Below are 17,311 nucleotides of genomic sequence, written 5' to 3'. Positions count from 1 at the left end.
CTAAGTTTCTCTCCTATTAGGGAATAACGTCAAATTGAACACTCCCACCACCTGCGCTAATGGCACTGAGGTGGGGGATTCTTGCGAACAGAGAAGCATCCTTCTCTTCTTGAGCAAGCGATCCCTGCGGTTCCCGCAGTTCAGTTGGCCTTCGCCAACAAACGCAGTCCTTCTTGCAAGATGTTCATGCTGGCATTGTGGTCACGGTCATGGTGCGTCCCGCATTCTGAACAGGTCCACGCTCGCAAGTTTAGATTTTTCACTTCGGGGTTGCGCGATTGGCATACATGACAAAGCTGACTGCTTGGATAGTTTTTGGCGACCATGCTGATCGTGCGACCATACCACGTTGCTTTATATTCCAGCATCGTGCGAAGGGTTGACCAGCTTGCTTCGGCAATGGACTTTGCTAACTTGTGATTTTTCATTAGACTTAGAACCTGCAAATCTTCCAGACAGATCGTTTGGTTTTCACGGATCCACTTGGTTGAGAGCTGATGTAGAAAGTCTTGCCGAGCGTTAGCGATTCGCTCATGCATGCGAGCGACTTTTTGCTTCGCTTTTAGATAGCCCGATCCACCTTTCAGTCGACGAGACAAACGTCGCTGCCAAAACGCAAGTTGCTTTTCGTAGGTGCGCAGGTGCTTGGGACTCAGAGCGTTTTCTCCGCTGCTGCAAACGGCAAACGACTTGATGCCGAGGTCTATGCCGATGGCGGTATCAACGTGAGGAAGCGGCTGGATGTCTACTTCACACAGGATCGAAACGAAGTACTTGCCTGTGCCGTTTCGACGCACCGTAGCAGACAAGATCCGTCCTTCGATTTCACGGGACTTGGCAAAGCGCACCCATCCCAGCTTCGGAAGTTTCAGCAGATCGCAGGCAATCGCATCTGCCAGGCTGCGAACGGCGGATTGCAAAGCAATGCTGTCCACGTCCTTGAGCCAAGGCCTTTCCTTTTTCAACGCTGGCAGCCCAGTTGCACAGGTCTGGTAAGACAAGCCTCTACCTGTTTCTTGGAAGGTGTCGTTCCACCTCGCAAGGAAGTGGTTAAAGACAAAGCGAGCGCATCCAAACATCTGGTGGATCAGCGTCGTTTGCTCCTCCGTAGGGTAGATGCGAAAGCGAAAAGCTTTATGATGCAACATGTGAGCAATTACCTTCTTTGGTGATTTTGTGATAATTATAGCACATATGTTCGCATTCATACACAAAAGATGCTGATTCATCTCCCCCTTATCGAAGAGGGAGTCTTCTCAGCCTTAACGATAAATTTTTTTAACTAATTTTGGAGGTGTCCCGTACCAATCGTCATATGTGTCCCAAACTTCAACAATTACCGTCCCCACTTTTTTCCCTGTGAAATAATTATTTGCTGTAAACGCATCTCCCCTAATTGATACTTCACCCGTACTACTTGGATCAATTCTATGAAACCCATAGAAATCAATGTCTTCAACTTGATGGCTTCGTTCAATTTTAATGTATAATGCTCAACCGGTGCGAAAGCTCGGTTCACTTCTTGATTCTCCGTTGAAAGCTGCTCTGTGGAGATTGCTGCCGAAACTCCCCCAGACATCAACGAAAACGTTAGAACTGCACCAAGAAGTACTTTTCCGATTATTTCCAAGTCATTTCCCCCTCCTTCGTTTTTTTAGTTCACGACAACTACACGATCCCGAAAGCCCAATCGTCCGATTTTACTTTTTTTTTAACCATCCCACTCTAAATCAACTACATAATACCATATATCCTAGATTTTAGATTGTTAGATTGTAAAAAATATTCGCAGCCACGAATTAACGTGAACCCTTTGTGGCTGTTAGAGTTGGTGAAAAACATCCGTGAAGCTTGGATCAATTTTTAGTTCGGACCGTTTACAGGTAGCCAACCCGTCAGGAGAGCTCCTCCCTCCGAATGGTTGCCTGCAGCAAGTTCCCCTCCGTGACGCCTAATAATTCTTTGTGAAATCGTCAACCCTAACCCGCTCCCTCCGGTTGAACGATTCCTGGATGTTTCGCCACGATATAAAGGTTCAAAGGCCCGTTGCAGTTCTTCCGGCGAGAAGCCCGGCCCTGTATCACGTATCGTAAATTTCACTTGGTCGCGATCTATATAGCATTGAACAACAATTTCACCATAGGAGGAGGTATGCCGGACCGCATTATCCAAAAGGTTATTGATGGAACGTTCCAATAAGTGCATGTCACCGCTAATGAAGCAGTCGTCTTCAGCATGGTTCGAGATCGAGATGTGCTTTTGCCGGGCCAGCGGACTTAGACTATCAATCGACTTCTGGATTAGGTGTTTAAAATCAATCTTCTTGTGATGAAGCTTCATCTCCAAATAGTCCATCTTCGTAAATGTAAATAGGTCCTCTACCAATCGGTCCAATTGCGCCGATTTTTCCTTACATACCGCCAAATATTTAGCTATTTTCTCCGGAGATTGCACAATTCCTTGCTCCAGACCATCCAGATACCCCCGCAAGGCAAACAACGGGGTCCGTAAATCATGCGCGACAGCAGCGATCACGAATCGACGTTCTTCTTCCAATTCCATTTGTTTCTGAAAAGATTGTTGAAGCCCCTTCACCATCACTTCGAATCCGTCGCGGACTTCAGAGATTTCGGTGATCCCGGACCAAGGCAGCTTCACATCCCAATCTCCTGCGGCGATTTGTCTGGCTGCCAAGCTCATCCTTTCGAGGGGCCTAAGAAGGAATCTTCGCATGGCAACACCGATAATAATGAAAGCAAGCAATACTCCGATAAACACCGAAATCGTCTGAACCGTATTGGACTTCGGCAGGTAAATGACGACCTTTCCGAGTAATTGACCGTTCTCTATGACGGAAAACCGTTCGGTTGAGGACAAAGTGCGTTGGTGCTCCGGATTAGACCGATAAATTTCCTGATCTGACGCAGATAAGATAGCTACCTCTATGTTCGCTTGCTGTAACTGGGTATGCAATTGATTTTGCCAATTCGGATCTCTCCATTTGTCCGGGTTCGTTTCAATCAGGTGCGTGATGTCGGTCAAATGTCTTTGCAAAACCTCGTCTTGCGGTTGTTTTTTTGCGAAGCTGAGCGTTTTTGTCTCCATGAAGTGAGCCGTAACAAAGAAGATCCACGGCACCAGTTGGATGAAAAAGAAGCACAGCAGAGTAAACGTACGAATGCGAATCGTTCTCATGTTATCCTCCCTCGAAGCGATACCCTACTCCCCATACATTAACCAGGTATTGTGGATGGTTCGGATCGGTTTCGATTTTTTCGCGAAGTCGACCGAGATGCACCCGGATCGTATGCTTATCGCCTACCCCATCCCAAAATTTTGCAAGTAATTGTTGATAGGTAAAAACATGTCTGGGATGTTCGGCAAATAATCGCAGCAACTCGTATTCCCTCGGCGTGAGCGTTACATTCCTCCCATCCACTGTCACTTCTCTTGTGGACAGATTTAGCTTGATGCGGCCAAAATCCAGGATCCTTCCCTCCGTTTGATGCGAAGAAGCGGAACGCCGCAATACCGCTTTTACCCTGGCTATGATCTCGCCGGGTGAAGCGGATTTGACGATATAATCATCGCCGCCGAGCGTCAACCCTCGAATCTTGTCCACATCATCGCTGCGTGCGCTCAAGAAAAGGATCGGAACGTTGCTTTCCTCCCGAATCCGGCGACATAACTCAAATCCGTTTTGTCCCGGCATCATGATGTCAAGAATAATACAATGAATGGAATTCTGCTGGAACACGGCCCACGCTTGAGCGGTATCACAAGCGGTTATCACGTGAAAGTTTTCATACTCTAAAAAGTCACTCAATAGTTCGACAATACTTGGATCATCGTCCACAACCAGTATCGTATTTGCTTCGCTCATGAATATCCCACCTTTGTTTGAATTCCAGTTTATCATGTTTCCCGCAAGAAACTAACGTAACCACCTGATTTGTGATCGATTGTTATTGTTTTGTTACCTTTTTACAGCTTCGTTTGAGATATTCATTTGTTAAACTTCTTCTTGCGAACACGGACGGCAAATACCGCGGGTAATAATCGTCCTACGCAGAAACAAACGGATGAAGGAGGTATTCAACTACTTTGAATACGAGGAGGATGAAGATTTACTGATGTTAACGGTTCAAATTGTACTTTTTGACGGCTTCGACCTTCTGGATGCCATTGCACCTTACGAAGTTTTTTGCGCCGCTGCGATGAATGCTGAAAACGCGTTAAGCGTAGAATTCGTCACCGCCGAAGGGCCGAAGGCCGTGACTAGCGGCATCAATGGATTAAAAATTGAAGCAAGCGGCAGATTGAAGCCGGAACGTGCGGGTATCATTCTCGTGCCCGGCGCAGCGGGTGACGTTGAAGGAGATGGCCCCGATTCCATACCGGCTATTCTGGCCCGGGCCATGAACACGGAATTGACCGATATGATTAGGCAGGCACTCGGGCAAAAAGACATCGTAGTCGCCACTGTATGTGGCGGCTCCCTGCTGCTGGCCATGGGAGGGCTCTTGGAAGGCAGACCGGCGGTAACACATCATCTGGGCATGAATGTACTTGAAGCAACCGGAGCCATTCCCGTCTCGGCGCGCGTCGTGGACGATGGCAACTTGGTTAGCGGCGGCGGCGTAACTTCGGGACTCGATGTAGCGCTGTATCTAGTGGAACGTGAGCTTGGACCGCGTATCGCTCACGCCGTAGAACAGTTGTTTGAATTTGAACGGAGGGGGACGGTTTGGAGAGCAGCAGGAATGGCACCTGTCCGTCCAAAAACATGGACAGGCGACGAATCGAACATCGCGGCGGACAAAGCACCCATGATTTATGGTACTCCGGATAACAAACTCACAGAGGCATCCGTCTTCGAAGGCGATTGGGATACGACAATCGCTACGCCAGTTGGGAAACTGCAGGTTAAGCTCTCCATCTCAACAAGGAATGGGGTGATCCAAGGTAAGGCCACTCAAGGGAATGAGACGGTAGCGTTGTTGAACCCCGTCCTTCTGGATAACAAGCTTACTTGGTCGCTGCAAATCACGAAACCGATGCGCTTGAATCTGAAATTCGAAGTTGCCGCTGACGGAGATCGCATGACCGGAATCGCCAAGGCTGGCATGCTGCCGGCATCCAAATTAACAGGAAATCGCGTTTCCTGACCGGAACTGTGTATTGGTCATAAATATGGAGCCGCGGGGGTTCGGATCACATGAAGAAACGGAACATATTATCCGGCCTTTTGGCCTGTGTCACGATTTTATTTATCCTCTACGCCTTGGTGGACAATTATATCATCGATCCCGGAGCCGAGGGTTTTTTAAGCCATAAAACCGGACTCAAGCGGGAGCTTAATCTCCCGGTTTGGTTAAATGTGATGTACGTTCATGTTGCATTTGCCTGCATCGCCATGGCGGCGGGGCTGCTCAACTTTTCCAACCGAATCTTGGAAAAAAACCGCAAGTTCCATCGCATCAACGGCTACGTTTACTTCGTGTCCGTACTTCTTGTCGTGCTGACTTCCGGATACATGGCGCCTTACGCCACCGGAGGAAAAATAAGCAGTATGGGGTTCAATGCACTGAATATTATATGGCTGTTTATCACTATCATGGCGCTCGTCCAAATCAAAATGAAACGGATCATCCAGCACCGAAACTGGATGATCCGAAGCTACGCTTTTTGTTTTACGAACTTGTTCATTCATCTTATCACCTTCCTGTTTCATCAGGGTTTCGGTCTTGCTTACGCTACCAGCTATACCATTGGCGTTTACGGCTCCATTGTGCTTCTGCTGGTCATTCCTGACGTCATCATTAGAATGAACGGTTCATCCGGAGAAGCTGCGGTTCCCCATAAATGAGGTAGTCCACCCACCTCCAAGCGAAAGGAATGGTTAAGGATGAAAAATTTTTTTGGATTGCTCCTGTCGCTTGTCCTAGTGCTAAGTCTGGTTGCCCCTGCGGCAAATGCGCAAACAAGCGGGAATCATGATACGTCCAAGGACAAAAGTGTGCATGTTCAAATCGTTTTATTCGATGGTTTCGATCTGATGGACGCCTTGGCGCCATATGAAGTATTCGCTGCTGCGGGAATGTACTCGGGAGGAGCTGTTACGCTGGAAATGGTATCCGCAGAAGGCAAGCGTTCTGTCCCGAGCGGTATGAATGGGCCCGCCCTCGAAGCGCAAGCGGCATTAGATCCGAATCGTCCGGGAATTATTTTGGTGCCTGGAGCTGCGGGTAAGCCGGCGGGAAATTCGGAAGATGCCATCCCGAATATATTAGGGCAGGCCATGAAGACAGGCTTACCGGATTTGATGAAGCAAGCTGTTGACAATAAGGAAGTCACTGTGGCTACCGTATGTGGAGGCTCCTTACTGCTTGCTATAAAAGGTTTGTTGAAAGATAGACATGCCGTAACAAACCATATGGGCATGGCTGCGTTAAAAGCCGCCGGCGCAATTCCGGTTGAGGCAAGAGTCGTTGTAGACGGTCCTCGCCTCGTGAGCGGCGGAGGCGTGACTTCAGGACTTGACGTGGCCTTGTATTTGGTTGAGCGTGAGCTAGGGCCTCAAATCGCGAATGCCGTCGAAAAGTTATTCGAGTACGAGCGAAGAGGCACGGTGTGGCGAGCGGAAGGCGTTACGCCGATCGACTTTACGACGAGTCAGGAAGCTTCTAAAGAAGTACAACCGGCTGCTGCTATGTAAGGAACCCAATATGCTTCACTGATTTGCACAGCTCTGGGAAGCACCGAGAATAAGGGATAAATCGATTCTTGGCGGAAATCGATCTCGGTGCCCCGGACTCTTCCTCGCTTGTTCCGCATCACTTATGGTCATTCGCCTCGTAACAGGCAAGCTGTCGGATCAATATGGCGAAGCCCGGGTCGTCCTTCCCTCCCTTCTCATCAAAAGTCGCCTCAACCGCCGGATCCGCTGACGCCGAAGGCGATCAAGCCGAGCGCAACCGCGTAAAGCATCCAGCCGGGATGACGGCCGCGTGACGCCAAAAGGTTGACGAGAGCGCCATACAGGTAGGAACTGCCGACGAGCAGGCTAATCGCAAGCCTTACGTCCTGCTCGAACCAGAGCGCAGAAGCGATCAAGGCTAGACCGCCGAGAAACCAGTTGAACGTACTGAATTGCAAGAGTGACGGCACGAGCTTTTTGACTAACGTTAGCTCGTCGGCTAGAGCAGACTTCGCCAACGGCCTGATCATGAGCCGTTGGGTCAGACTCCCGTGAATCACCGCCACGCCACTTCCGATAAGCCCAGCTATCACCAAGGCTGCGTCTTGCCAATCCATGTAAATCCCCCTCCTTTTTTATGCCCACAGTTCTTTTAGTACGAATTCGTAGTAAATGTGTAAAAAAGAAAGTCCGATTTACTACGAAATCGTAATATATGTCTGAACTCAATTTAATACGTTTTCGTAGTAATGTCAATACTTTCATTTGACAGGACAGAAAATCCCCTCCAAGCAAACAGTAAGGACTTATCCTTTACGGTCTACTTAGAGGGGATACGATCAGTGCATTGCACCAGGGTTTCTGCTAACCTCAATCATCCGCTTAATCTGATCGGTCACCTTTCGGGAAAACACCTGGTCAAACGTCTCAACGGGAATCTCTTGCACCAGCAGCGGTCTGAGCACATCCGCTTCAAATTTATCCCAATCATCCCGAGTGTAGATAAAAGTGCCAAACCCTTTTCCGGGAGTAAAGTACATATACTCTTGACTATGGTCGTCCATCTGCGACAAGCCGCAGATCTGACAATGAACCTCCAGCCAGTACAATTCTTTCTGCGTCAAACGCTCCTCGAACTCCCGGCGCACTCCCCACACATCACTGATTAGCGAAAACATCCCTTGAATTTTCATAGGGGGCACAAGTTCCGGATATAGCCCGTGTACAAGGCCAGGCACCAGCATAAATTGACGAAGTGCATCCGGCAAGGCAAACCCTAATTCCTCTTCAGCTTTCGCAATCATTTCCTCCCTAAACGAAAGGGAGAGAATGGGCCCGAATTCCTTTTCCACTTGCGAGTTGAATTGGCTAAATGTTTCGTATGCCTTGTGGTACCGGGTCACTGCCTCCATAGCGGTTTCCTGAGCAGGTGCCTGTACATATTCTCGATCGACTTCATGGCTGCTTTTCAAAAAGGCCTGATACTCTACTGAGTTTATCGCTTTTGCCAGTCGAGGCTCGTCTCTCAGATACGGTGACCCCATGGTCTGCATCCGCTGAAGAAATGCAAATGCCTTCGCTTGCTCAGTGGGATCAAACTCACTCAACTTCAGCAGCACAAGCGCTCGGGTGTCATAGAAATATTCAAGTACCGCTTCACCCTCGTTCGGTTTCACCGTTTTGAAACAAGCCTTTACATGTTCCCAGGCTGTCAGGCATTCTTCTTTGGATGCGGCGTGCTCCATTAGCTCCCGTGCGAGCATATTATGGCAAGCGCGCAGCGTTTGGCGGGGCTCCGGCCGGTAGTTGAACAACATCCTCGGGGAGATATAGGCAGTCGCTTCGCGGCAGGTCTCGAGCGCTTCTTCTACCCGCCCCAATGAATACAGCGCATTCCGCTTGCAGTCATAGATCCAGCTCATGTCCGTGACATCCACATCCGTGGAATCTGAGGCGAGCTCCTCCATTTGGAACGCCAAATCCAGAACTTCCTCATGTTCCCCCGCATCCATATGAGCCTCTGCCTCTTTCACCAGCTTCTCAAACTGATCGAGATCGAAGGTCTTGTCATTTTCTTGGGTTTCTTCCTCGTTTGTACCGTATTCGCTCTCGTCATCCTCCTCATCGTATTCCAAATCCTCTTTGCATCCTGCAGCAAGCCACAGCCGGTGGACAAAATCGCCATCCCCATATTCAGTGAACCATTCCAGCACCAGATACTTGCCGTTCACTTCCCATACTTTGCTAATGTTGTTATCGCCCCAGCGCAGCATGATGGACGCATCGGGCAGCGGGTCGCCAAAAGAATCGGAAAGACGGTCAGCGATCGCTGTAAAATACTGTTCAAACGTCTTTCTTTCCCATTCTCCGAGAAAAGGGTAATGCCCATAATGCTCCTCGCTCACATAGGTGCCTGCCAGGACCTCTATCGCGCCTCTTTTTTTATACTCGTCGATCTCATCTTCATCCTCTTCCGATAGATCGTACACATCCCGTTCATACTGGCCATAGGGATAAAAATCTCTAGGTTCCGCATCCAAGAGGGCTTGCGCGGCAGCCGTAATATCTCCCTTCCAATACTGGATATCCTCAAAATGCTGGGCAGGCTGCTTGCACAAAAACGGACTCTCCACACAAAATGTATCCTGCTCCCCTTCGTTTTGCCATACGATTCTTCCCTCGGCATTGAGAAGTCGCAATACACGCTCCTGCGGATTCTCCGTCTCCTCTACCCGCAGTCTGCAAACTTCCCTTCCAGCCGCGTCCACGTAGACGACTTCACCCTGCCCGATAAGAAACGGAGCCATTCCCTTGCCGCCATAAAAGCCCAGCACCCAGCCTTCATGATCCGTCAGCGGCTCCACATAAGGCATCTCCCGGAATTGGCCGTCCATCGTAAGAATCCCCCATTTATCCTTGAGAAGAACGACACTGGCGCCACACTCATGAAAAGGATCGGCCCAAGCGTATTGTGGCGGAATCACCATCGTACCGGTACGATCGAAGAAGCCGATACCTCCGCCATAAGGCACATCTTCTTTTACCAGCCCGCACACCATTTGGTCCGAGATCGACGTTCCCTCGACGACCACTTCGCCCTTTGTATTGAGATAACCCTTTCTTATGTTCATCATATCGGTATAATCACTGAAAAAAGCGAGCCCCTCTTCATTGAACTCTTCGATACGTGAATAGGTCGGCTGCACGATCCATTCGCCTTGCGTATCGATCAATCCCCATAGTTTACCTTTCCTTGCAGGGGCTATGCCATCGCTTGTATACATGCTGACATCCGCAAATTGTGGGGCAATCACCATTTCACCTTTCATATTGATAATCCCACAAGCGGAGCTCCCTTGCTTTTTCACGGCAGCCAGCCCGATCGGCGAAAAGAAACCTGCCTCGGCAAACGGCCCCTCGATGACGACTTGCCCCGTACCATTGATATAAGCATAACCATTGTGCCATCGAACCGCAGCCAAGCCTGCGTTAAATGGTAGCGCATCCTCAAACTGGGGTTGGATTTTGATCTCCCCGTTTAAGTCTACATAGCCCCATAGCCCTTCTTTTTTGAATCTGGCCATACCCTCCTCGCCAAAAATACGCGCATCCTCCAAAATCGGCTCGATCAACCATCTGCCGTTTTGATCCAGATACCCCCATTTTTCGTTTAGGTCCTGAGCAGCGGTAATGTACCCCCCCTTACCATTTGGAGTAAAGTTATGTACTTTAAGCAAATTCGGCTCGCGAACAAGATTTCCGTTAACGTCGATCAACGCATTACGTAGCCCGCGCAATTTTTCGAATGGAAAACGTACGACATAGGGTGGATGAAACACGTTGCTATTTTCCGTCATGACAGTCTCTCCTCGGCATATTAGTGGTGCAGCACGATTAAATGGTCTATTTGGATAGTGCCTCAAAATATTGTACAACGACCTCGCGGAATTCCAAAGCGGCCCGCGAAATGTACCGATTTCTGTGCCATAATAAAGCAATCTCCCGTACCAATTGGTGCCCCTCTACTTGAAGATAGTGGATATGTTCCCGTGAATTCATCGCCGTGCTTGGTATGAAGGCAATCCCAATTCCGGCTTCCACAAAAGCACTTAGCCTCGCAGGTTCGTTTCCCTCATATACATATTTAGGTGCAAATCCAGCCGATAAGCATACGGAATCTACTAAATCGCGAGTAAGGTAGCCTCTCCTTACACCGACAAACCGTTCATCCTGAAGTTCTGTCAAGGATACGCTGCTTCGGTCTGCCAGCCGATGCCCCTTTGGAACAGCTACAAGGATGGGGTCGACGAACACGATTTGACATTCGATGTCATCCTCTTGCATAGGGGGCGAGGACAAGCAGAAATCGACCTCACCACGATGGAGAAGCGTTATCATTTCTTGCGTGGTCAGCATTTGCACATGAAATTGGATATGGGGATGCTTTTTCCGAAACTCTCGAAGGATATAGGGCAGCTTGCTTGCGTTGGTCACCGCCAATTCGATTGTGCCATGTTCGGGGCTGGACAAATCGCTAAGCTCCTGCTTCCCTTGTTCCAATTCAAACAAAGCCCTTTCCGCACGGCGAAGAAATCTGCTTCCGAACTCATTCAATCGCAGCTTCCTCCCTGTTCGATCGAATAAAGGGACCCCCAGATCCTCCTCCAGGCGTTGAATCGTTTTGCTTAGTGACGATTGAGTAACGTGCAGACTTCGTGCAGCTTCGGTCACATGTTCCAATCGAGCGACCGCGAGAAAATATTGCAGTTGAAGAAGTTCCATTTCGTACCCCCCATTCATTCCTTCGTGTCAATGAAATCATAACATAAAATGCGTTGGAGTAAATACTCCATTTCAATTACGATATCATTAAAACACTTTCGGGGGGAACGCAAAAATGAATGCTCGCAGCAGGTGGCTGATGATTTCCGTTGGTCTGGGGATCCTATTGAACCCGTTAAACTCTTCGATGATTGCTGTTGCTATTGCAAGGCTGCAAAGTGTTTACCAACTTGACTTTACAGGTGTCTCCTGGGTTATTTTTTCCTTCTACATTGCGAGTGCTATCGCTCAACCTGTCATGGGAAGGGCCAGCGATTTATTCGGTCGCCGAAAGATATTTATTACCGGGCTTGTTGTAGCCTTCATTGCATCCTTATTAGCTCCACTATCGCCAAACTTTGGGTGGCTCATCGTGTTCCGCATCGTGCAATCGATCGGAACAAGCATGATGGTTGCGGTTGGAATGGCCATTGTGCGAATTTATATTACAGAGAAACAAGCAACGGCATTGTCTGTTTTGTCCGTATTCCTATCCGGAGCGGCTGCCATTGGACCCTTTATTGGTGGGATTTTGATTCACTGGTGGGATTGGCCCGCTATCTTTTTCGTCAATATTCCGTTCGTGGTGGCGAGCTTTCTGCTCGCATGGAGGACGATTCCCAAGGACGAAAAGCCAACATCCGCTGCACGCAGTATGTCCTTTCATAAATGGTTTGATTTGATTGATGGGTCAGGGATCCTGCTCTTCACCGTGGGTTTGGTTGCCCTGCTCGTTGGATTACTGTCGGCAAAATCATCTGGGCACGTCTCATTTTGGTATGTCATTGTCGGGCTGATAGGCCTCGTTACATTGGGTGCTTTCGTACGACATGAGTTAAAAGCGACGTCACCCTTTATTCCTTTGCGCACATTCGCCAAATATCCTGCGATGACTTGGGTCAATATCCAATTCATGCTCGTTAACGTTCTTTTTTACGCGCTCTTTTTCGGGCTTCCGTCCTACTTGCAAATGGTACGTCATGTAAGCGAATTCCATACAGGGATTCTTATGTTAAGTTTAGGCTTGTGCTCGCTCATTGCTTCTCCATTGGCAGGACGATGGATCGATAAATCAGGACCCAGGCCGGCATTGCTCGTATCCGCAATGTTAATGACATTGGGGTCAGTGTGGATCGTGACATTGAATCAAACTTCGCCGGTGATCAGTGTGTGTTTGGCTTTAGCCGCTTTCGGAATTAGTAACGGGTTGAACAGTGTCGGTATGCAAGCGGCCTTGTTCCAAAGTTCTCCAAAAGAAATCATCGGTGTAGCATCCGGATTATTTAATACATCAAGATACTTGGGAACCATTCTCTCTTCATTGTTAATAGGCATCGTCATGGGAGGTAAGTTCAGCTTTGAGGGATTTCGAGTGCTTGGGATGATCCTTGCGGGGATTGCATTGTTGTTGGTATTCCTGAGTCGGAGGAGCCGGGAGCCGGGACAATTGGAAGAGCTTGAATTTCGTAAATGAACGCCTTGTTGGCATTAGATGCGTAGAACCTGTAAAAGACCTTAGCTCGCCGCTGTTTATGCGGATGCGAAGGTCTTTTACAGGTTCTTATTCGTTAGGCATTTCGTTAAAATAAGCTACATCCTTGATTGGCAGCCTCGTCGTCGGATGACCGGGCTTCGCCGCCTTGCCGATGGCGATCAGCATAACTGGAGCATACCGATCTGATATGCCAAAAGCTTCCGTGAACTTTTGTTTGTCGTAGCCAGCCATCGGTACCGTATCGTAGCCTTTGGCGCGGGCAACAAGCATAAGCTGCATCGATACTAGCCCGCCGTCGGTATAAACGATTTGACGGATAGCCTCGGGCGGCATGCTTGAATACATACCGGTATAGCGCTCAACAAACGATTTTGCCGTATCCGCAGGCATGAAGCCCGCATCGACTGTCTGGCCGTAAATCTTCTCGGCCATCCGGATGTTCTCGAGATCTCCAAGAACGGCGATGACAGCCGAAGCCTCGACCACTTGTTGTTGATTGAATGCGATCGGAAGCAGCTTCTGCTTCAGCTCCGGCGAGTCGATAACGAGAAACCGCCACGGCTGCAGGTTAGCGGCCGAGGGAGCCAGCGTGGCTTGCCGCAATATTTCGGTCAATTCCTCCCGCGAAATCTTGACCTCGGGATCATAGCCACGAACTGACCGGCGTTCTCGAATAACATCAAAAAAAAGTTGCTGCTCCATCGTTTGCGACGGTTGTGAAACCGACATGGTTCTCTCCTCCTCTTGGAAAAACGGCATTCGACATTCTGTATCAATACAACAGTAGTTGTTTGAACAACACTTGTTGTATTGATATGTTATAATAACAACCAAATGGTACGCAACCAGCAATATCCATTAACCGTTGCATAGACAACACTATTTCTATAATGTCGTTTTATTGGGGAGGTCTTAGCCATGACAATTCAAAAGAATGAAGCTGATCCTCGTGTGATCCGTACACGGCGGCTCCTTCAGGACGCTTTCGCTTCATTAATTCAAGAAAAAGACTTCGAATCGATAACCGTTAGGGATATTGCAGAGCGGGCTACTGTAAACAGAGCGACTTTTTATGCGCATTTTGCAGATAAATTCGAAATTCTCGAGTCCAGACTAACGGAATCTTTTATGACAATCATAAATCGTAGAATAAGCGGTCACGAAATATTAAATGAAGAAACAATTCAGAGTATTTTTCTGGGTGTATGCGATTTTCACAAGGATCTAAGCATCATGTGCAGAAGAAGGTATAAATCGCTTGGACCTGTATTCGAAATTCAAATAAAGGAAAAAATTCAAAAGATACTTCTTTCCTTTATAGACAAAGACAAGATGCTTTCGAATCCAAACGCGCAATTCTTACTAAATACAGCTTCTATCATGTTAAGTTGGGCGATGTATGGAGCAGCTTACGTTTGGAACAATGAAGGGCGTCTAATACCTGCAGAATCATTCGTTAAACAGACCATGCCCTTAGTGATGAACGGAGCCAAAGAACTGCTGGACTAGGTCCTGTCTGGAAATGAAAATCTGGATAGACGGCAGCTTTCCAATTCTTTCATCTGCGCGTTGTCGATAATCTCATTTGCAGCCAAGCGGGTAATCATAGGAGCCAGCGTGGGGTAACCATCTTCAGGCATGGGTCGCATTCCTACCTTCGCTGCGAAGCGCGATGTCAAATATTTCTAATTGGAAACAATCCCTTCTACAAGCAAAAACGCAGCCTTATCCGGCTGCGTTACATTTTCCATGATGACATGATGTCCACTATTTGAATAGCAATAAAACAGACCATATTGGCCAACTGCAAGCTCCTTGAACATTGGTTTCTCCGTCACCAATGCTTGACGTCAATCGATCCAAGTCCTGCCACAGCCGTTATTTCCGACCCGGAGGATGTCGTTATCCGTTTAGTTCGAGGGAACACGCCCTCATCGTGAGCGGCGAATTCCACAGCGGGCAAGAGCAAGTCGACCCCGCCGAATCCGCAATGAACGTGAATACGCTTCGGGCCGGCCAGCTCGGTCCACCCCAGCGTAGCGCTTCCTACGTTCAGCCGGATATCTGCCTCCCCTTGCAGTTCGTTCAACGAAACATCTCCTGTTTGCAGCTTGATCCGTACCTTGGAGGAGTCGGTAATCCCGGACACTTCGCCGAATGTCCCACGGATGTCAATGTCGCCCCGGCCTCCGTCCAAGATCACGACACCTGCCGTGAATTTTGCCAGAACTTTCGTTTCCGGGGGCACATGGGCTTCAATGAGAATTTTTTGCTTTTGTCCGTTTTTGAGGTAAGAGACAAAATTGCTTCCCTCGTACCGCAGCGCGCCGCCGGAGCAGAACAACCGTTGAGGCAGCAGATGGGATTCGCCGGCAGCCACAACGCTAATCTCATCCTCCGCATCAAAACAAATCAGCAGGTTGCCCAGCGTGTGCACGTCGATGCGAAATTCCCGGATCCCTTCGGCTGGAAACCGTTGATTGATTTGGGCATTCCTGATCGCTCCTTTTGGAAAAGTCAACAGGGATTTAGGCGTTCTCAAGGCCATGGTACCTCACTCCTTTGTAGGACGGGATCCACGAAATTACAGGATTCCTTTATATGTCATTTATACTAAAATGTTACGATCAAAACAATAAGCAAATCGCCCCGTAAAGCAGCATACCTACGGAACGTCGTGACAGCTCCCGCTAGCCGAACGAAAGCTCCAATTCCCCGGCAATCGTCTGCTGAAGGTCCAAGATGTTCTTAATATGCTCTTCCGTCGTTAACGGATTGGCCAGTATGACCCGTAAGACGACGATGGATTCCGGCAGCCCTTCGATTCCGGACAGCGTAGTCCGGGAGACGAAGGACTCCCCTTGCCGTCCCTGCGTTTCCTGAAGACGCTCATTGAACCGGTTAATCCGGTTGTGCTCCTCGGGGGTCAAAGTGCCGTTCCGTACCGCTTCACGCAGCGGCGCAGGGATGTAACGATAAGTTAAAATATTGATTTCCGGTTCCCCGATCAGCTCGAAGGCGTGATGCCCGGCAAGCAGATCGGCCATCCAACGGGTTTTTCGAATGCCTTCATCGAGCAAATAGCCGTAGCCTTCCCGGCCCAGCAAATGGAGTCCTGCATGCAGAAACACCGACATAGCCGGACGGGACCCTTCCAGAGATCGACGTCCCAGATCCGAGGAGCCCCCGCGGATGATGTATTGCGCTTTTTTCTCGATCAAGGCCGCGGCCAACGGATCCTTCAACAGGAGCAGCCCCGTGCCCATCGGCAAATACATCTGCTTATGCCCGTCGATGATGACGGTGTCCGCCCATTCGATCCCCCGGAGCTTATGGGCGTGAGCGTCCGACAGCAGCAGCGGACCTCCCCAAGCGGCGTCCACATGAAAATGAATACGTTCCGCGCGGGCCATCCCTGCCAATTCTTGCAGCGGATCGATGGCTCCGCTTTCCGTTGTGCCAGCGATGCCGACGATGGCGAGGATCCGGTCCCCCCGATCGCGGCAAGCGGCCATCTCCTTCGCCAGCTTCGGCAGATCGATCCGGCCGCGGGAATCGCAGCCGATCCGGATCACGCCGTCGCTCCCCAAGCCGAGAATATCCGCGGCCTTATCGATCGAGTAATGCATCAAGGACGAGCCTATAATGACGCCCCGCCGGTAGCCGTTTTTTTGCAGCGCCAGCGCGTACCCGTCCCGCTTCACGTCGGCTTCCGGCGAAAGCAGTGCCGCATTGCGCGCGATCCACAGGGCGGTCAGGTTCGAGACCGTCCCGCCCGAAGTCATCATGCCCAGCGTGCTTTCGGGATGTTGCCCGTGCTCGGTATAAAAGGATTCGTCGCGGCCATAGACCTGATGGTGCATGAACGCAAGCGTTTGCCGCTCGAGCACGGTGAACGACTTGGACGTTTCCACTTTGACCACGTTCTGGTTTAAAGCCGTGAGCAGCCGGCTCAGCGGCCTGAAAAACATCGGCAGCGCCGAGGTCATATGGCCGATAAAGTTCGGGGATGACGTATTGATGGCATGAGGCACGACCTCATGAACCAAGCGGCTCATATACGCTTCGGGGTGTACCGCGCTCCCGGGAACGGCTGCCTTCTGCCGGGACAGAGACAACCGCTCCAATGACGTATCCGTCGTGACGCGCGTAGCCCCATATAACCCTTCAATCACTTCCGTGATGTAACGGTCCAGTCTCTCCTCCACGGCCTGCTGATCCGCAGACGGCTCGAACGCCAAACGAAGATACTCCCTGATTTCGAGAAGCGGCTGGATATACAATGGTTCCATAGC

General features: G+C 49.6%; 16 protein-coding genes. 5 read left to right on the top strand and 11 right to left on the bottom strand.

The window, feature by feature from the left end:
• Positions 1 to 140: 140 nt before the first annotated feature.
• From NI000_RS30185 to NI000_RS30170, 4 genes are all read right to left on the bottom strand, one after another.
• Complete coding sequence (locus NI000_RS30185) at positions 141 to 1,148, bottom strand: transposase (protein ID WP_253415102.1); 1,008 nt, start codon at positions 1,146 to 1,148, stop codon at positions 141 to 143.
• A gap of 188 nt (positions 1,149 to 1,336) precedes the next feature.
• Positions 1,337 to 1,630 (bottom strand): hypothetical protein, encoded by a 294-nt coding sequence (locus tag NI000_RS30180; RefSeq protein WP_253415068.1) that lies wholly within the window; start codon positions 1,628 to 1,630, stop codon positions 1,337 to 1,339.
• A gap of 233 nt (positions 1,631 to 1,863) precedes the next feature.
• On the bottom strand, positions 1,864 to 3,195 hold the full coding sequence (locus NI000_RS30175) for a sensor histidine kinase (protein WP_253415067.1): 1,332 nt from the start codon (positions 3,193 to 3,195) through the stop codon (positions 1,864 to 1,866).
• A gap of 1 nt (position 3,196) precedes the next feature.
• The gene (locus tag NI000_RS30170) at positions 3,197 to 3,883 is read right to left on the bottom strand and encodes a response regulator transcription factor (RefSeq protein ID WP_253415066.1); all 687 of its coding nucleotides are present in this window, start codon (positions 3,881 to 3,883) and stop codon (positions 3,197 to 3,199) included.
• A 250-nt stretch (positions 3,884 to 4,133) separates the two neighbouring features.
• Between NI000_RS30170 and NI000_RS30165 the strand changes: the two genes are divergently transcribed.
• The 3 genes from NI000_RS30165 to NI000_RS30155 are packed head-to-tail and all read left to right on the top strand — an operon-like array spanning position 4,134 to position 6,718.
• On the top strand, positions 4,134 to 5,168 hold the full coding sequence (locus tag NI000_RS30165; protein WP_253415101.1) for a DJ-1/PfpI family protein: 1,035 nt from the start codon (positions 4,134 to 4,136) through the stop codon (positions 5,166 to 5,168).
• 50 nt (positions 5,169 to 5,218) lie between these two features.
• Positions 5,219 to 5,869: a DUF2306 domain-containing protein gene (locus NI000_RS30160; RefSeq protein WP_253415065.1), complete on the top strand. Its 651-nt coding sequence runs from the start codon at positions 5,219 to 5,221 to the stop codon at positions 5,867 to 5,869.
• 39 nt (positions 5,870 to 5,908) lie between these two features.
• Positions 5,909 to 6,718: a DJ-1/PfpI family protein gene (locus NI000_RS30155; RefSeq protein ID WP_253415064.1), complete on the top strand. Its 810-nt coding sequence runs from the start codon at positions 5,909 to 5,911 to the stop codon at positions 6,716 to 6,718.
• Between the two features lie 212 nt (positions 6,719 to 6,930).
• Here NI000_RS30155 and NI000_RS30150 read toward each other — a convergent pair whose 3' ends face one another.
• From NI000_RS30150 to NI000_RS30140, 3 genes are all read right to left on the bottom strand, one after another.
• A complete protein-coding gene (locus NI000_RS30150) occupies positions 6,931 to 7,317 on the bottom strand; it encodes a hypothetical protein (RefSeq protein WP_253415063.1) in 387 nt (128 codons plus the stop codon).
• Between the two features lie 222 nt (positions 7,318 to 7,539).
• Positions 7,540 to 10,557, bottom strand: coding sequence for a WG repeat-containing protein (locus NI000_RS30145; protein ID WP_253415062.1), 3,018 nt, complete (start codon positions 10,555 to 10,557; stop codon positions 7,540 to 7,542).
• A 46-nt stretch (positions 10,558 to 10,603) separates the two neighbouring features.
• Positions 10,604 to 11,482, bottom strand: a complete 879-nt coding sequence (locus NI000_RS30140) for a LysR family transcriptional regulator (RefSeq protein WP_253415061.1) — start codon at positions 11,480 to 11,482, stop codon at positions 10,604 to 10,606.
• A 115-nt stretch (positions 11,483 to 11,597) separates the two neighbouring features.
• Here NI000_RS30140 and NI000_RS30135 point away from each other — a divergent pair, with 115 nt between their 5' ends.
• Positions 11,598 to 12,995 (top strand): MFS transporter, encoded by a 1,398-nt coding sequence (locus tag NI000_RS30135; protein ID WP_253415060.1) that lies wholly within the window; start codon positions 11,598 to 11,600, stop codon positions 12,993 to 12,995.
• 87 nt (positions 12,996 to 13,082) lie between these two features.
• Here NI000_RS30135 and NI000_RS30130 read toward each other — a convergent pair whose 3' ends face one another.
• Positions 13,083 to 13,745: a nitroreductase family protein gene (locus NI000_RS30130; protein WP_253415059.1), complete on the bottom strand. Its 663-nt coding sequence runs from the start codon at positions 13,743 to 13,745 to the stop codon at positions 13,083 to 13,085.
• Between the two features lie 189 nt (positions 13,746 to 13,934).
• Between NI000_RS30130 and NI000_RS30125 the strand changes: the two genes are divergently transcribed.
• Complete coding sequence (locus NI000_RS30125; protein WP_253415058.1) at positions 13,935 to 14,525, top strand: TetR/AcrR family transcriptional regulator; 591 nt, start codon at positions 13,935 to 13,937, stop codon at positions 14,523 to 14,525.
• 176 nt (positions 14,526 to 14,701) lie between these two features.
• Here NI000_RS30125 and NI000_RS30120 read toward each other — a convergent pair whose 3' ends face one another.
• The 3 genes from NI000_RS30120 to NI000_RS30110 form a co-directional block, all read right to left on the bottom strand.
• Positions 14,702 to 14,839, bottom strand: coding sequence for a hypothetical protein (locus tag NI000_RS30120; RefSeq protein WP_253415057.1), 138 nt, complete (start codon positions 14,837 to 14,839; stop codon positions 14,702 to 14,704).
• An 11-nt stretch (positions 14,840 to 14,850) separates the two neighbouring features.
• A complete protein-coding gene (locus tag NI000_RS30115; protein WP_253415056.1) occupies positions 14,851 to 15,564 on the bottom strand; it encodes a hypothetical protein in 714 nt (237 codons plus the stop codon).
• Positions 15,565 to 15,706: 142 nt separating this feature from the next.
• Positions 15,707 to 17,308 carry a pyridoxal-dependent decarboxylase gene (locus NI000_RS30110; protein WP_253415055.1) on the bottom strand — a complete coding sequence of 534 codons (1,602 nt, stop codon included), beginning with the start codon at positions 17,306 to 17,308 and terminating at the stop codon, positions 15,707 to 15,709.
• Between the last annotated feature and the right edge of the window lie 3 nt (positions 17,309 to 17,311).

Source organism: Paenibacillus tyrphae (assembly GCF_024158745.1).
Lineage (GTDB): Bacteria > Bacillota > Bacilli > Paenibacillales > NBRC-103111 > Paenibacillus_G > Paenibacillus_G tyrfis_A.
Note: the sequence above shows the minus strand (reverse complement) of the source record. Positions and strands in the feature narration are given on the sequence as shown.

Bases quoted from the DNA above. Each gene is read 5' to 3' on its own strand.
- NI000_RS30120 (WP_253415057.1), bottom strand. From the start codon at position 14,839: ATGTTCAAGGAGCTTGCAGTTGGCCAATATGGTCTGTTTTATTGCTAT.
- NI000_RS30145 (WP_253415062.1), bottom strand. From the start codon at position 10,557: ATGACGGAAAATAGCAACGTGTTTCATCCACCCTATGTCGTACGTTTT.
- NI000_RS30170 (WP_253415066.1), bottom strand. From the start codon at position 3,883: ATGAGCGAAGCAAATACGATACTGGTTGTGGACGATGATCCAAGTATT.
- NI000_RS30125 (WP_253415058.1), top strand. From the start codon at position 13,935: ATGACAATTCAAAAGAATGAAGCTGATCCTCGTGTGATCCGTACACGG.
- NI000_RS30165 (WP_253415101.1), top strand. From the start codon at position 4,134: ATGTTAACGGTTCAAATTGTACTTTTTGACGGCTTCGACCTTCTGGAT.
- NI000_RS30135 (WP_253415060.1), top strand. From the start codon at position 11,598: ATGAATGCTCGCAGCAGGTGGCTGATGATTTCCGTTGGTCTGGGGATC.
- NI000_RS30150 (WP_253415063.1), bottom strand. From the start codon at position 7,317: ATGGATTGGCAAGACGCAGCCTTGGTGATAGCTGGGCTTATCGGAAGT.
- NI000_RS30175 (WP_253415067.1), bottom strand. From the start codon at position 3,195: ATGAGAACGATTCGCATTCGTACGTTTACTCTGCTGTGCTTCTTTTTC.
- NI000_RS30130 (WP_253415059.1), bottom strand. From the start codon at position 13,745: ATGTCGGTTTCACAACCGTCGCAAACGATGGAGCAGCAACTTTTTTTT.
- NI000_RS30155 (WP_253415064.1), top strand. From the start codon at position 5,909: ATGAAAAATTTTTTTGGATTGCTCCTGTCGCTTGTCCTAGTGCTAAGT.
- NI000_RS30115 (WP_253415056.1), bottom strand. From the start codon at position 15,564: ATGGCCTTGAGAACGCCTAAATCCCTGTTGACTTTTCCAAAAGGAGCG.
- NI000_RS30140 (WP_253415061.1), bottom strand. From the start codon at position 11,482: ATGGAACTTCTTCAACTGCAATATTTTCTCGCGGTCGCTCGATTGGAA.
- NI000_RS30185 (WP_253415102.1), bottom strand. From the start codon at position 1,148: ATGTTGCATCATAAAGCTTTTCGCTTTCGCATCTACCCTACGGAGGAG.
- NI000_RS30110 (WP_253415055.1), bottom strand. From the start codon at position 17,308: ATGGAACCATTGTATATCCAGCCGCTTCTCGAAATCAGGGAGTATCTT.
- NI000_RS30160 (WP_253415065.1), top strand. From the start codon at position 5,219: ATGAAGAAACGGAACATATTATCCGGCCTTTTGGCCTGTGTCACGATT.